The organism is Pseudomonas sp. ESBL9, from assembly GCF_036668715.1.
Taxonomy (GTDB): Bacteria; Pseudomonadota; Gammaproteobacteria; order Pseudomonadales; family Pseudomonadaceae; genus Aquipseudomonas; species Aquipseudomonas lundensis.
On record NZ_JAZEVV010000002.1, the window covers coordinates 32,156 to 45,747 of the forward strand.

Here is a 13,592-nt window from a genome sequence, read left to right on the forward strand (position 1 = left end):
GGCCGTATTGCCATCAGATAAAAACAGCGAGGAATAATCCATGCTTGAAGTCATCAATGACTTCCTCTCAGGGAAAGTGCTAATCGTGCTCATGGTTGGGCTCGGTGGCTACTTCACGATCCGCTCGCGTTTCGTTCAGTTTCGTTACTTCCTGCACATGTTTGCGGTGTTCAAAGACAGCTTGCGCAGCAGCGCCGGTCAACTGAGCTCGTTTCAGGCATTGATGCTGAGCCTGGCGGGCCGCGTGGGCGCGGGCAACATCGCCGGCGTCGGCATTGCCGTGACCCTCGGCGGCCCCGGCGCCGTGTTCTGGATGTGGGTGACCGCGTTGGTCGGCATGTCCAGCAGCCTGATCGAATGCTCGCTGGGCCAGCTGTACAAACGCCGCGATGCCGAAGGCCAACTGCGCGGCGGTCCTTCCTTCTATATGAAGCACGGGCTGGGCAAAGCGTGGATGGGCAAATTGATGGCGGTTCTGCTGCTGATCACCTTCGGTTTTGCCTTCATGGGCCTGCAAGCCCACGCCGTGACGCACTCGCTGCAAGACGCGTTCGGGTTCCAGGTCAACTACACCGGGTTTGCCATCGCCGTGCTGCTGGGCCTGGTGTTCATCGGCGGTATCAAACGCATCGCCTCGGTAGCCGACCTGCTGGTGCCGGTCAAAACCCTCGCCTACATCGCCGTGACCCTGTACGTGATCGTGCTGCAGTTTGACCAAGTGCCAGCCATGCTCGGCCACATCGTCAAAAGCGCCTTCGGCATGGACCCGGTGTTTGGCGGCCTGATCGGCAGCGCGATTGTGATGGGTGTCAAACGTGGCGTATTCGCCAACGAAGCAGGCTTGGGCAGCGCCCCGAACGTGGCCGCCGTGGCAGACGTTGAGCACCCGATCGCACAAGGCGTGGTGCAAGCGTTCAGCGTGTTCCTCGACACCTTCGTCATCTGCACCTGTACGGCGCTGCTGATTTTGCTGTCGGGCTTTTACACGCCGGGCTTTGAAGGCGACGGCATTGCCCTGACCCAAAACTCGCTGGCCGCGGTGGTCGGGGAATGGGGCCGCATTTTTATCAGCGTGGCACTGGCGTTGTTCGTGTTCACCTCGATGCTCTACAACTACTACCTGGGCGAAAACAACCTGCGTTTCCTGGTTGGTGAAAACCGCAAGGCGCTGATGGGTTACCGCGCACTGGTGCTGGTGTTGATCTTCTGGGGCTCGATTGAAAACCTGCAAACGGTCTTCGCCTTCGCTGACATCACCATGACCATGCTGGCGTTCGTGAACCTGATTGCCTTGGCCATGCTGTTCAAAATCTGCATGCGCGTGCTCAAGGATTACGACGACCAACGTCGCGCCGGGATCAAGACACCGGTGTTCGATTCCAGTAAATTCCCGGACCTGGACCTGGACTTGAAGGCCTGGCCGCCGACACCGGCCGCCAAGGTCGAAGACACAAAACGCTGACACTGACGCGGCGGTTCTGAACAGAACCGCCGCGTTTTTGCTTATGGGGACTCCACATGACTGCTGCCACTTCCTACCCTGCCAAACGCGTGATGGTGCTGTACACCGGCGGCACCATCGGCATGCAAGCCAGCGCCAACGGGCTTGCACCCGCTTCGGGTTTTGAGGCGCGAATGATCGCCTTTCTCGCCAGCCAGCCGGACCTGCACGTGCCGCAATGGCGCTTTCGCGAGATGAGCCCACTGATCGACAGCGCCAACATGACGCCCGCCTACTGGTTGCGCCTGAGCGCGGCCATCGTCGAAGCGGTTGAGCAGGAGGACTGCGACGCCGTCTTGGTCCTGCATGGCACAGACACGTTGGCCTACAGTGCGGCGGCAATGTGCTTTCAACTGATCGGCCTGCCGGCGTCGGTGTTGTTCACCGGTTCCATGCTGCCTGCGGGCGTGCCTGACAGCGACGCCTGGGAGAACGTCAGCGGTGCGCTGTCGGCGTTGGCCGAGGGTCAACCGTTCGGGGTTCAGCTGTACTTCCACGGCCAACTGATGGCCCCGACGCGCTGCGCCAAAGTGCGCAGTTTCGGGCGCCACCCGTTTGTAACCCTGGCCCGAAACGGCGGCGGCACCCCGGCCGCTGACATCCCCGGCCAGTTGTTCTATACCCGGCCCAAGCACGTGGCCAGCGTGGGTGTGCTGCCCCTGGTGCCGGGCATTGGCGCGCCGCAGCTCGATGCACTGCTCAACAGCGGCCTCGAAGCCCTGGTGCTGGAATGTTTTGGCAGCGGCACCGGTCCCAGTGACGACCCGGCTTTCCTTGCCAGCCTGCAACGAGCGCAGGAAAACGGCATCGTGATTGTCGCCATCACCCAATGCCATGAAGGCGGTGTGGAGCTGGACGTGTACGAAGCCGGTAGCCGCCTGCGTGAGGCGGGTGTGCTCTCGGGGGGCGGCATGACCCGCGAAGCGGTGTTCGGCAAGCTCCAGGCGTTGCTGGGCGCCGACCTGTCATTGACCGACGTGCGCCGCCTGATTGAACTCGATCTGTGCGGGGAGCTGGTGTAACGCCGGTCATCACTGCGCGACTCGGCACATAATTTGCTCCCTTCCAGCATCCCCCCGCTGGAAGCGAGCATGCTGCATTCCCATCTCACTACCCTGAACGCGGTTTCGTTGGTGCTCAGCACCTTCCAGGCCGAAGGCTGGTCGAGTGAGGCGCTACTGGCCGGCAGCGGCATACGTGCCGCCGACTTGAGCCGCGCCGACACGCGCATCACCACCAATCAAGAAATGCGCGTCTGCGCCAACGCCGTGGCCCTTCGCCGCGAAATCGGGTTGGAATTGGGTCAGCGCATGCACGTGTCGTCCTACGGCATGCTGGGTTACGCCTTACTCACCAGTGCCACCTTAGGTGACGCTTTACGCCTGGCTTTGCGCTACCCGGCGTTGCTGGGAACACTTTTTGAACTGAGCCTGGCCCAGGAAGACGGCGTCGTCTGGTTCTGCGCAACGGGTTATCGCGAAAGCCCGCACCTGGCGGTGTTCAACGCCGAGCTGTGCCTGACGTCGCTCAAGGTCATTTGTGAGGATTTACTGGGCCGCTCGTTGCCCCTCGTCGGGGCACGCTTCGCTCACCCCGCCCCGGATTATCACGCCCATTACGCCCACAGCTTTGACTGCCCGCATGCCTTCCAGGCCTGTGACAACGCGTTCGGCTTCGACCCGCGCTGGCTCGATGAACCCTTGCCGCTGGCCGATGCCGTGACCCATCAGGCCATGGCCGAGCGCTGCCGCAAACAGAACCTGGAGTTCACGGGCCGCCAGTCGTGGCTCGATCGCATCCGCCAACTGTTGACCGCGCAACTGCAGGCCGCCCCGGGACTTGAGGGCCTGGCCGAGCAAATGAACTGCTCGCCGCGCACGTTGCGCCGCCACCTGCACGACATGGGGTGCAGCTATCAAACGCTGCTCGACGACCTGCGCTTTGAACGCGCCAAACGGCTGCTCAACGACACCGAATGGCCAATCTACCGGATCGCCGAACACCTGGGCTTCAGCGAAACCGCCAGCTTTCGCCACGCGTTCGTGCGCTGGAGCGGCGTCTCACCCAGCCAGTTTCGCGCGTAAACACCCCGCCATGCCCTGCCCGCTGAGGGTGATGCCTGCAAATGGCGCACGCCCGCGCCGAAAAGGGGCGAATTCAGGTCAATCATATTGGCCATATCCATCCCCTTTTGGCCGCTCCTGCCGTTCTCTGAAACGTTCAGGGCCGCAAAACTGTAGGTCACCGATCAAGCCTGCGGAGAATAAGAAAAATGCTGACGATCTATTCAGACGATCACCACCTGCATCACGGCCGTTGCGAGTTGATGGACGGGCAACTGATGCCTTGCTTCGAAATGCCTTCGCGTGCCGATCACATCCTGCAACGGGTGCAAACCCGCAAACTGGGCCCGGTGCAGGCCCCGCAAGACTTTGGCCGCGGCCCCCTCGAACGCATTCACACCCCGGCCTATCTGGATTTTTTTCAGGGCGCCTGGGCGCGCTGGACCGAGCACGGGCGCGACGGTGACCTGTTGCCCTACACCTGGCCTGCCCGCACTTTGCGCGCCGTGATCCCCACCAGCCTGCATGGGCAATTGGGTTATTACAGCTTCGACGGCGGCGCCCCCATTACGGCGGGTACGTGGCAAGCGGCCTACAGCGCGGCGCAAGTGGCGCTGACAGCACAGGCAGAAATCCAGCGCGGCGCACACAGCGCGTTCGCCTTGTGCCGGCCACCGGGCCATCACGCCGCCAGCGATTTGATGGGCGGTTATTGCTACCTCAACAACGCCGCCATCGCGGCGCAGGCGTTCCTCGATCAGGGTCGCAGCAAAGTGGCCATCCTTGACGTGGACTACCACCACGGCAACGGCACGCAGTCGATTTTCTACGCACGCAGCGACGTGTTGTTCACCTCGATCCACGGCCACCCTGAAGCGGAGTTTCCGTTCTTTCTGGGCTACGAAGACGAAGTGGGTGAAGGCGCGGGCGAAGGCTTCAACTTCAACTACCCGCTGGCCGCAGGCTCGGCCTGGGATCGTTGGAGCGCTGCACTGGAAAAGGCGTGTGCTGAAATCGAGCGCTACGACGCCGAGGTGCTGGTGATCTCGCTGGGCGTGGACACGTTCAAAAACGACCCGATTTCCCAGTTCAAACTCGACAGCCCGGACTACCTGCGCATGGGCGAACGCATTGCGCGCTTGGGCAAGCCAACGCTGTTCGTGATGGAAGGCGGGTACGCGGTAGAAGAGATTGGCGTTAATGCCGTCAACGTACTTGAAGGCTTTTTGAGCGCTCAATAAGGATTTAATAACAATGAAAGCTCTTACGCGTTTATTCACTCCCGCGCTGTGTGCCGCGGCGCTGGCCAGCGCCGCCGTCCATGCCGAAGAACGTACGTTGCGGGTGTACAACTGGTTCGACTACATCACCCCGCAGACCTTGGTGGATTTTAAAAAAGACACCAAGGTGAAGCTGATCTACGACATTTTCGACACCAATGAGGCGCTGGAAGCCAAGCTGCTCACCGGCAACTCTGGCTATGACGTGGTAGTGCCGTCGAATGTGTTTCTGGCCAAACAAATCGAGGCGGGCGTGTTTCAGCCGCTGGATCGCAGCAAACTCCCTAACTGGAACCACCTTGATCCCAAGCTGATGAAGCTGATCGAGGCCAACGACCCCGGCAACCAGTTCGCCGTGCCGTACATGTACGGCACGATTTTGATCGGGTTCAACCCTGACAAGGTCAAGGCGGCGCTGGGTGAACAGGCGCCTGTGAATAGCTGGGATCTGATTTTCAACGAAGAGAACATCAGCAAACTCAAGCAATGTGGTGTGGCGTTACTGGATTCGCCGTCTGAAATTTTGCCGCTGGCGCTGCAACATCTGGGGCTTGATCCCAACAGTACAAACCCAAAGGACTACGCCAAGGCTGAAGCCCTGCTGCTGAAGATTCGGCCGTACATCACGTACTTCCACTCCTCCAAGTACATGGCCGACATCGCCAATGGCGACATCTGCGTGGCGGTGGGGTATTCCGGCAGTTTCTCGCAAGCGGCCAACCGGGCGAAGGAAGCCAACAATGGCGTGACCGTGGACATGCGCTTGCCTAAAGAAGGCGCACCGATCTGGTTCGACATGCTGGCGATCCCGAAAGGCGCTAAAGATAAAGAAGACGCCTACACCTTCATCAACTACTTGCTACAACCCCAGGTCATTGCACCGATCAGTGATTTTGTCGGGTATCCCAACCCGAACAAAGATGCGACCGACCTCGTGGCCCCGAGCATCCGTAACAACCCGAACCTGTACCCGACGCAAGCGGCAATGGAAACGCTGTACACCCTGACCCCATTGCCCCGAGAAGCCGAACGCGCCCGCACGCGCGCCTGGACCAAAATCAAGTCGGGCACCTGAGTCGACCTGCTGCCGCTGGCGCCACCTGCGCCAGCGGCAACGGGTTTTATCGCCACACGTGGCTGAGGCGCGCGAGTGCGGCTTTGATAGCCAGCTCGGGCACGGCTGCAAACCCCAGCACCAGACCGGCGCGGTTATCCACAGGCTCGGTGGAATCACGCAGCCAGTAGCGGCTCAACCCATTGATTTCTACGTCCACCTGACTGGCCAACGCCAGCAAGGCCTGTTCACGTTCAAGGCTGCTGACCGCAACGGTCACATGCAGGCCCGCGACGATGGCCGGCAGTTCTCCGAGCCCTTCTACCCCCTGTGGCCAGTGCGCCAGCAACGTATTGCGACGGCTCAAGGCGGCACGCCGCATGCGCCGGATATGGCGTTGAAAATGCCCGGATGCCATGAATTCAGCCATGACCGCCTGGGTGCTGACCTCAGAGTGACGCATGTCCAATGAACGGCGCTGGGCGAACGGTTCGATCAGGGCCTTGGGCAGCACCAGATACCCCAGGCGCAGGGCCGGAAACGCCACCTTGCCGAAGGTGCCGACATAAATGACTCGCCCTTGACGATCCAGCGCCGCCAGTGGCGACAAGGGCGCGCCACTGTAGCGGTACTCGCCGTCGTAATCGTCCTCGACGATCCAGCCCTGGGTGCGCTCGGCCCAATCGAGTAACGCCAGCCGCCGTGCCAGGCTCATGGTCACGCCGGACGGGTACTGATGGGACGGCGTGACATAGGCCAGGCGGCAATGGGGCAAACCTGCCAGTGCGTCGCATTGCATGCCCTCTTGGTCCACCGGTACGCCCAACACTTGCGCCCCCGCAATAGCAAAGGCTTGGGCGGCAGCGTGGTAGCCGGGGTTTTCCACAGCCACCCCTTCGCCCAACTCCACCAGCAACTGTGCACAAAGGCTAATTCCCTGTTGTGCGCCGCAGGTGATCAAAATTTGTTCAGGCGTGCACGCCAAACCCCGCGAGGTGCGCAAATAGGCGGCAATCAGCCCACGTAATCGCGCATCCCCTGCCGGATCGCCATAACACAACTGCTGCAAATCCGGTTTTCGCCAGAAACCCGCTTGCAGCTTGCTCCATACATCAAAAGGGAATAAGTCGAAGGCCGGAACACCCACCCGAAAAGCACGCGGCGGACCACTTGGCGGGCTGTCCAGTGAGTGTCGGGCGACCTTATGCAGCGCGCTGCTGTGGATAACTTTACTGGATGTAATCACAGGTAAAACAGGCGTTTTTGTGGATAAACCTGTGGGTAAGCCTGTTGAAAACCCTGTGGACAAGTTGGTGGACAACTTTTTTGGCGGCGAGGTTTTTTCAGGTAATTGCGTCACGTAGGTGCCATCCCCGATACGCCCTTCGATAAAGCCTTCGGCGTACAACTGATCGTAAGCACGTACCACGCTGTTGCGCGAAATACCGAGCGCGGCCGCCAGATCGCGGCTAGCCGGTAAACGCGCCCCGCCACTCAGCCGCCCGTCCAGCACGCGCGCACGCAGGGCGTGATAGAGCTGACGGCTCAGCCCTTTTTTAGGATCAAGGAGGATACCCGCAGGGTTGAAGGCGATGGGCAGCACTGAATCCGACATGCATTGGACCTACGAAATTGACCATGAGTGGCTCTTACAACGAACCAATAGCCTGCCTAGGATGCAGGCATTCGCCAAGGAATTCTTCCATGTACGTACCTCGCGCATTTGCTGAAAACGACCTTGAAGCCTTGCAGGCCCAGATGCTCGCCACCCCGCTGCCTGTGCTCGTGACCCAGGGCGAGTGCGGCCTGATCGCCAGTCATATCCCCTTGTTGCTGAACCCGAACGAAGGCAGCCGCGGCACACTCTACGGGCATTTAGCCCGTGCCAATCGGCAGTGGCAGGCGCTGGCCGAGGGGGCAGAAGCGATGGTCATTTTTGCCGGGGAACAGGCGTATATCAGCCCGGCGTTCTACCCCAGCAAAGCCGAACACGCCAAGGCTGTTCCGACCTGGAACTACGTTGCCGTCCATGCTTACGGCCACGCCACCGTCTTTGATGACGCGCCAGGGCTGTTGCGGGTGGTCACTCAATTAAGTGAGCGCCATGAGGCCAATCGACCCGCGCCGTGGGCGGTCAGTGACGCGCCCCGCGAGTACATCGACAACCTGCTCAAGGCGATCGTCGGCTTCAGCCTGCCCATCAGCCGCCTGACAGGTCAGCGCAAACTCAGCCAAAACCGCAGCGCTGCCGATCAGGCTGGCGTGCGCGACGGCCTGTTGGCCAGTGACAACCCGTACGACCACGCACTCGCTCAATTAATCGCCAAGGAATAGCCCCATGACCCAGCCCCTTCAAATCAAACCCGCTACCGCCGCCGATCGTGATGCCTGGATGCCGCTCTGGCAGGCGTACCTGACGTTTTACAACACCGAGCTGGGCGACGACGTGAGCGAGAGCACATGGCAGCGCTTCATGGACCCGTCCGAACCGACCCATCTGGCCCTTGCCTGGCAAGGTGATGAGGCGGTGGGCATGGTGCAGACGGTGATTCATCGCTCCAACTGGAGCGTGGGTAATTCGTGCTACCTGCAAGACCTGTATGTCAGCCCACAGGTACGCGGCACCGGGGTGGGCCGCCAGTTGATCGAGCATGTGTACGCCCAGGCCCGCGCCCTGGATTGCGCCAAAGTGCATTGGCTGACGCAGGAAACCAATGCCACGGCTATTCGCCTGTACGAACGCATCGCGGATCGTCCAGGCTTCATTCAATTTCGCAAAGTCTTGTCGTAATCAAGGAGCGCGCCATGTCCGAATCTCTACAACACTGGCAACCGGCCAAAACACCGGATAACCGAACACTAGAGGGGATTTACATTCGCCTCGAAAAACTCGATCCGGCCCGGCATGGCGACGATTTGTGGCTAGCCTTACAGGGGCCCACGAGCGATCCCAAGCTGTGGGATTACTTGCCGTATGGGCCTTTCAACGAACGGTCTGCATTTGATCAATGGCTGACCAAAAACGCCGCCAGCCGCGACCCGCATTTTTATGCGGTCATCGACAGCGTCGCTGAACAGGCACAGGGTTTGCTCAGCCTGATGTGCATCGTGCCGGAACATGGGCGTATCGAAATTGGCCATGTGGCATTTGGCGCGCCGATGCAGCGCTCGCCTAAAAGCACCGAGGCCGTTTACCTGCTGGCCAGAGAAGCCTTCCACTTGGGCAATCGTCGGCTGGAATGGAAATGCAACAACGACAACGCTCGATCCAAACGTACAGCAGTACGATTGGGATACACCTTTGAAGGTGTTTTTCGCCAGCATATGGTGGTCAAAGGCAAAAATAGGGATACCACGTGGTACAGCATCATTAGTACGGAATGGCCAGCTGTCGCGGCAGGCTTCGAAAAATGGCTGGCACGTGATAACCAGCCAAAAACCGGCCAAATCAAGACGCTGGAAGCCTGCAGGGCATTAGCTGTATAAAAAATAATCAGAACGCCCAACAAGGACTGTCGGGCGTTTTTGCGTTGAGAAAGGGTTAAAACGGGCGCGGTAATCGTACGACGCCCATTTGCAGCCCAAAGGGCTTGAAGACGGCGTTCAAGGATTTGAGCGTGGGATTGCCTTCGTTGTGCTCGATTTGAATCAACGTTCGCACCGAAATTTTGCACATTCGGGCGAATTGCGTTTGCTGCAGCTTTGTCACCTCCCCCCTGAGCCGCTTCACGGCATCGCCCAAGGTGATTTCGCCCCGAGCCAAATCCGCTTCAATGGCCTCGATCATCAAGCGGCGTGCATCAATCGAAACAGTCATTTCAACCCCCACTCCCGCAAACGTTGATCAAGATGCTTAAGCGCAATATGAGGGTGATCCATGGTCACGTCCGGCAGCCCTTGCGCGCGGAGTACGTCGGGTAAGGGTCGCAACAACTCGGCATCGGCGCGCAAGCGTTCAAATGCACTGTCAGGATCAATAATCTCCTTCAGTGATTCACACGCCGCACGCCAATTGATCTGTCCCGCACGCTCTACATCCCGGGACCATTTGGTTGTACGCGTAATACCTTCGTCATCCATAACCATCGGCGCCAAATCATAAATGGGAGCCAGACGCAGCGCATCCACGTCCCGGATGATCGCGGTATTACGCCCGTGGTTATCACTGTTACCCAAGATTTTGTTCAACAAATCGCGGCGCAAATAGTCTGCCACCATGTCCGGAATCTGATCGTGCAGGCCCGCCTGCGTCCAGAGCGACGCCAGTAGCTTGAGCACGTGATGATGAGTCATATCGCTCCCGGCTTGCGTCACCTGAGCCAAGGAATACATCGACTCTACTGCAAGCCTCTCTACGCCTTGCGCTGTAACTTTTCGGTCAAAGCGCTGCATCCACAAACTAGGCTTGCGACCCTCCTCCAGCGCTAGCCCTTGAGCCGGGACGGTTTCAATACCCAGCGCTTGCAGGGCTTTGTAGTACATAAATTCACTGCGCAAAATATCGCAGTCAAGGCGAAGGGCCCGGTTACGCGCAAACTTGATAAACCAGTGCTGCTTGACGTCCACATCTGCCAACGTGGCATCCGGGTATAAAAGGCCCTCCGCACTTTGCGCCATCAAGAGCTTGGGTGCTTCGCCACCCGCCCCGGTTGCGCCGCCAATAGCGGCCCCTTGTTCGTGAGCGTACTCAAGAAAACGATTGTCGCGATCAATCACGTCCTGGCGAGCGAAGCCCAAGGGTGCCAGCGTATCAAGTCGCTCAAACGACTCTTTAACGCGTAAATGACCTATCGGCGCAGGCGTGCTGCGCCCGAGTAGAAACAGATCAATACTCAGGCCTTCAGGCTTTTCTCGACCTATTTGCTTGATCAGGATTTTTCTCGCCGCACCGCCAGGCGCAATGTCATGCAAAAACGCAGGTGCTTTTTTCACATTGTGTGCATCCCACCCAAGCGGCACGCGAGCACTCACAGACTTCATAAATGGACTGTCGATGAGATCCAGGTTTTGCAGCAAATAATCCTGCTTGTAGCCAAAACGGCACGGCCCATCGAACCCTTTCTCTGGCTCAGGAAAAAGCAGCGTTATAGCGTCCTGCCACTGGCCATCGCTGTAGAGCTGTAATGTCAGCTGAAACATGATTTCACCTGCAATTTAATGCCTATCGAGACACGTAAAACCCGCAATAACTGCAATATAGTGCAGTTAAGCGCGCTTATCCCGCTAAAATATGTATTTTAATGCAGATTAAGCATTCTTTGAATTGATCCTCTGCATTAAAGTGCAGAAATAGGGTCAGTTCAAATAATGGGAAGTGGCTGGCACGTGATAACCAGCCAGAAAGCGGCCAAATCAAGACGCTGGAAGAATGCCAAGCTTTGGCTGTAGAAAAAATGATCAGAACAGGCGCGGTAATCGAACGACACCCATTTGCAGCCGATGGGTTTGTTGATGCAGCGCTGGAATGCACACGGAGCGCGAGCACATTTGAATCCAGCTTATTGTCCTCTTCGCCATTGCTTTTAAGCCCGTTCATTCGGCCTTGTAAACGCCCATACGCAAACACTACGTAGTGTTATGTGAAAGTGCGCTTTCGCGGACTGATGAAAAACACCACTCTATTGACCACATTATTTGCCTTGTCCAATTTGTGGATGGCTCGAAAAAAGCTGATGGGTATGGGCTAATTACGCGCGTTACACGGAGAAATGGCTGGGACGCTCGCCAAGGCGGCGCGTACAGGATATTTCGCGGTCAATAGCGCCAAGTTCAGCGGGATTTTCAACTTGCCGCACGGTTGCGGCAAGTTGATCGGAGCTTTCCCTAACGCTGTCGCCAGATGGCATAGGTGGCGGTTTTCGCGGGTTGAGGTGCACAGTGGTTGAGCAGGTAATTATTTTTAACGCGCGATCCGTGGCGGCACGATCCAATAACAGGTCGGTGCTCGCAGCAGTGTCGAGGGCAGGTGCCTCGGGGACGATTTTCTTCATGACGATAACTCAGATTATTAGAAATAATCATGAATTAAGAAAAAGAAAATTTTTATTACTTGACCATATTGTTATTTATAAACCTCCAGCAGATAAAGCGTCAAAAGTTGAAGGATAATTTAGTCCATCCTTAAGGAGTGGTAGAATCAAGTTCAAACCTTACCATCTGAATTTCTCCATTTATTTTAAATATTGAGTTACTATGAAACTCATAGACCGTATTATTAGTCTTTAATTTTACCTTATCACCTAAGACCTCACGAACAGCGTTAGCACTCTTGGTAACAAGGAATGGTCCAATCTCTTTTGATTTATCAAGAGCCGCTTCGTCACTGGGCTGAACCTCCATGAGAAAATACCTATAAGTATCCGCCACAGTGGCCCCCCCAGAGTCATACAGCACTTCATAAACTGCCCCCCCTTCGATAACTTTGGTGACTGATACGATCTTGCTAGGGTTTGGTCTGAATGGTGAGGGTATAAAGATATATATAGCCTGCACTAAACAAATAACCAAAAGCCCCCAAACTGCCCAATTAATAACCCTTAGATTTCGCATAATCTATGCCAGCCTTAATCCACACCTGGTCAACCGGATCATCCCCATAAGGGGCATCAGCCCAAAAGTAACCAAAACTTTCCTCTGAAGTACCTGCCCTCATCTGTGCGGCGCCGGCAGCTCTCAAAAGTACCGCCTCTGGGATTCCGGCTGCCGCACCAACTGCACCGTAATGGAAATTACCAAAATTTTCATATTGAGGCTGACCTTTCTTGTAATCCCACGGTCCTCCGTTTCGAACCTTAACATAAAACCAACTATAAAATAACGCACCGCGACGGGAGGGGTAAAACAGATCATGCTTCAAAGTCTCCTCCATATTGTTGTCTAAAGAGACTCCCGGCGGAGCGCTAGGAAACTGTTTTAATCGGACCTGTTCTTTTGCGGCCTCTAAAGCTGAAGCATCAGCGGCTTCGGCTAGATAAAGCTGATGTGATAGAGCCTTAGACCGAGCAACCAGTTGGTCAATGACCTGAGTCAGAATTTTGGCATCTTTGGCAGCCATGTACGAAGTACCGTAACTCTCAAGCTGCTCCTTTGAACGCTCAGCGAAAAGGCGGGGATTCATTCCCATAGCCTTGATACCAATCGTTGTTCGCTCTGACTTTGTAAGGGCCAATGGATTGCCACCTGAATAAAGGTTAGCCGTTTTAATAAAAGCTTCTAAATTTTTCTTATGCTCTTTTATCAAACCCTCGATAATACTATTGTTAAGCGTAATAGCTTCTCGGCTTTCACTGGATCTAAAACCTGCTCCTGCAAGCTCTTTCTCCACTAGGGTCGATGTAACAGTAGAAAGTTCGGTATACATCGCATCAATCTTATTTTGCAATCTATCTAACGCTGAAATAATTTTTCCTCGAAGATAATGAAAATTAAGATCTTTCACAATTCGACCACGGTCAAAGTCACTAAGATCATCGAAATCAGAATGAAATCCTCCCGACCCAGATGATGGATACAGTATTCCCCCAAGTGACATCCTCCCTGAACTGTGACCTGAGACAGAAAGAGCTCTGGGTATTCCTCTATTTACAAGAATATTTTTTTCTTGCTGCATATAATTCACTCTTTATTTTATGAAGATAGACCATCAAGTACTAGCATCTCTGGATAGACATCTGCGCGATAAATTTAAAAATATT

Annotated in this window: 15 protein-coding genes and 1 pseudogene; 9 read left to right on the forward strand and 7 right to left on the reverse strand. The window is 56.5% G+C overall.

All coding sequences use genetic code 11. The annotated features are described in order from the left end of the window. Positions 1 to 40 precede the first annotated feature (40 nt). The 5 genes from V6F78_RS06620 to V6F78_RS06640 all read left to right on the forward strand — a co-directional run bounded on the left by V6F78_RS06620 (position 41) and on the right by V6F78_RS06640 (position 5,919). Positions 41 to 1,462 carry an alanine/glycine:cation symporter family protein gene (locus V6F78_RS06620; protein WP_047279078.1) on the forward strand — a complete coding sequence of 474 codons (1,422 nt, stop codon included), beginning with the start codon at positions 41 to 43 and terminating at the stop codon, positions 1,460 to 1,462. A gap of 56 nt (positions 1,463 to 1,518) precedes the next feature. Next, positions 1,519 to 2,523 (forward strand): asparaginase, encoded by a 1,005-nt coding sequence (locus tag V6F78_RS06625; RefSeq protein WP_094991131.1) that lies wholly within the window; start codon positions 1,519 to 1,521, stop codon positions 2,521 to 2,523. Between the two features lie 69 nt (positions 2,524 to 2,592). Beyond that, complete coding sequence (locus V6F78_RS06630) at positions 2,593 to 3,585, forward strand: AraC family transcriptional regulator (protein WP_047296533.1); 993 nt, start codon at positions 2,593 to 2,595, stop codon at positions 3,583 to 3,585. 188 nt (positions 3,586 to 3,773) lie between these two features. Further along, entirely contained in the window at positions 3,774 to 4,805 is a 1,032-nt protein-coding gene (locus V6F78_RS06635; RefSeq protein ID WP_048376879.1) for a histone deacetylase family protein, read from the forward strand. A 13-nt stretch (positions 4,806 to 4,818) separates the two neighbouring features. Further along, positions 4,819 to 5,919 carry a polyamine ABC transporter substrate-binding protein gene (locus V6F78_RS06640; protein WP_047281686.1) on the forward strand — a complete coding sequence of 367 codons (1,101 nt, stop codon included), beginning with the start codon at positions 4,819 to 4,821 and terminating at the stop codon, positions 5,917 to 5,919. Between the two features lie 46 nt (positions 5,920 to 5,965). Here V6F78_RS06640 and pdxR read toward each other — a convergent pair whose 3' ends face one another. Beyond that, the gene (pdxR, locus tag V6F78_RS06645) at positions 5,966 to 7,513 is read right to left on the reverse strand and encodes a MocR-like pyridoxine biosynthesis transcription factor PdxR (RefSeq protein WP_094991130.1); all 1,548 of its coding nucleotides are present in this window, start codon (positions 7,511 to 7,513) and stop codon (positions 5,966 to 5,968) included. 89 nt (positions 7,514 to 7,602) lie between these two features. Here pdxR and V6F78_RS06650 point away from each other — a divergent pair, with 89 nt between their 5' ends. Genes V6F78_RS06650 through V6F78_RS06660 form a run of 3 tightly spaced genes read left to right on the forward strand, consistent with a single transcriptional unit; the run spans position 7,603 to position 9,384 of the window. After that, entirely contained in the window at positions 7,603 to 8,232 is a 630-nt protein-coding gene (locus tag V6F78_RS06650) for an FMN-binding negative transcriptional regulator (protein ID WP_094991129.1), read from the forward strand. 4 nt (positions 8,233 to 8,236) lie between these two features. Next, positions 8,237 to 8,689, forward strand: coding sequence for a GNAT family N-acetyltransferase (locus tag V6F78_RS06655; protein WP_047279707.1), 453 nt, complete (start codon positions 8,237 to 8,239; stop codon positions 8,687 to 8,689). 14 nt (positions 8,690 to 8,703) lie between these two features. After that, positions 8,704 to 9,384 carry a GNAT family N-acetyltransferase gene (locus V6F78_RS06660; RefSeq protein WP_094989534.1) on the forward strand — a complete coding sequence of 227 codons (681 nt, stop codon included), beginning with the start codon at positions 8,704 to 8,706 and terminating at the stop codon, positions 9,382 to 9,384. Positions 9,385 to 9,439: 55 nt separating this feature from the next. Here V6F78_RS06660 and V6F78_RS06665 read toward each other — a convergent pair whose 3' ends face one another. From V6F78_RS06665 to V6F78_RS06675, 3 genes are all read right to left on the reverse strand, one after another. Beyond that, complete coding sequence (locus tag V6F78_RS06665) at positions 9,440 to 9,715, reverse strand: helix-turn-helix domain-containing protein (RefSeq protein WP_047283340.1); 276 nt, start codon at positions 9,713 to 9,715, stop codon at positions 9,440 to 9,442. After that, positions 9,712 to 11,037 carry a type II toxin-antitoxin system HipA family toxin gene (locus V6F78_RS06670; protein WP_332726880.1) on the reverse strand — a complete coding sequence of 442 codons (1,326 nt, stop codon included), beginning with the start codon at positions 11,035 to 11,037 and terminating at the stop codon, positions 9,712 to 9,714. The genes V6F78_RS06665 and V6F78_RS06670 overlap by 4 nt, the downstream gene beginning before the upstream one ends. Positions 11,038 to 11,113: 76 nt before the next feature. Then, positions 11,114 to 11,434, reverse strand: coding sequence for a hypothetical protein (locus V6F78_RS06675; protein ID WP_169862274.1), 321 nt, complete (start codon positions 11,432 to 11,434; stop codon positions 11,114 to 11,116). A gap of 40 nt (positions 11,435 to 11,474) precedes the next feature. Here V6F78_RS06675 and V6F78_RS06680 point away from each other — a divergent pair. Then, positions 11,475 to 11,585 (forward strand): annotated as a pseudogene (locus V6F78_RS06680) (IS5/IS1182 family transposase); the annotation flags it as partial. A 9-nt stretch (positions 11,586 to 11,594) separates the two neighbouring features. Here V6F78_RS06680 and V6F78_RS06685 read toward each other — a convergent pair. From V6F78_RS06685 to V6F78_RS06695, 3 genes are all read right to left on the reverse strand, one after another. Continuing rightward, positions 11,595 to 11,888: a hypothetical protein gene (locus V6F78_RS06685; protein WP_175302156.1), complete on the reverse strand. Its 294-nt coding sequence runs from the start codon at positions 11,886 to 11,888 to the stop codon at positions 11,595 to 11,597. 130 nt (positions 11,889 to 12,018) lie between these two features. Beyond that, positions 12,019 to 12,237, reverse strand: a complete 219-nt coding sequence (locus tag V6F78_RS06690) for a hypothetical protein (RefSeq protein WP_139048425.1) — start codon at positions 12,235 to 12,237, stop codon at positions 12,019 to 12,021. Positions 12,238 to 12,424: 187 nt separating this feature from the next. Continuing rightward, complete coding sequence (locus V6F78_RS06695) at positions 12,425 to 13,507, reverse strand: polymorphic toxin type 44 domain-containing protein (protein ID WP_306453103.1); 1,083 nt, start codon at positions 13,505 to 13,507, stop codon at positions 12,425 to 12,427. Positions 13,508 to 13,592 lie beyond the last annotated feature (85 nt).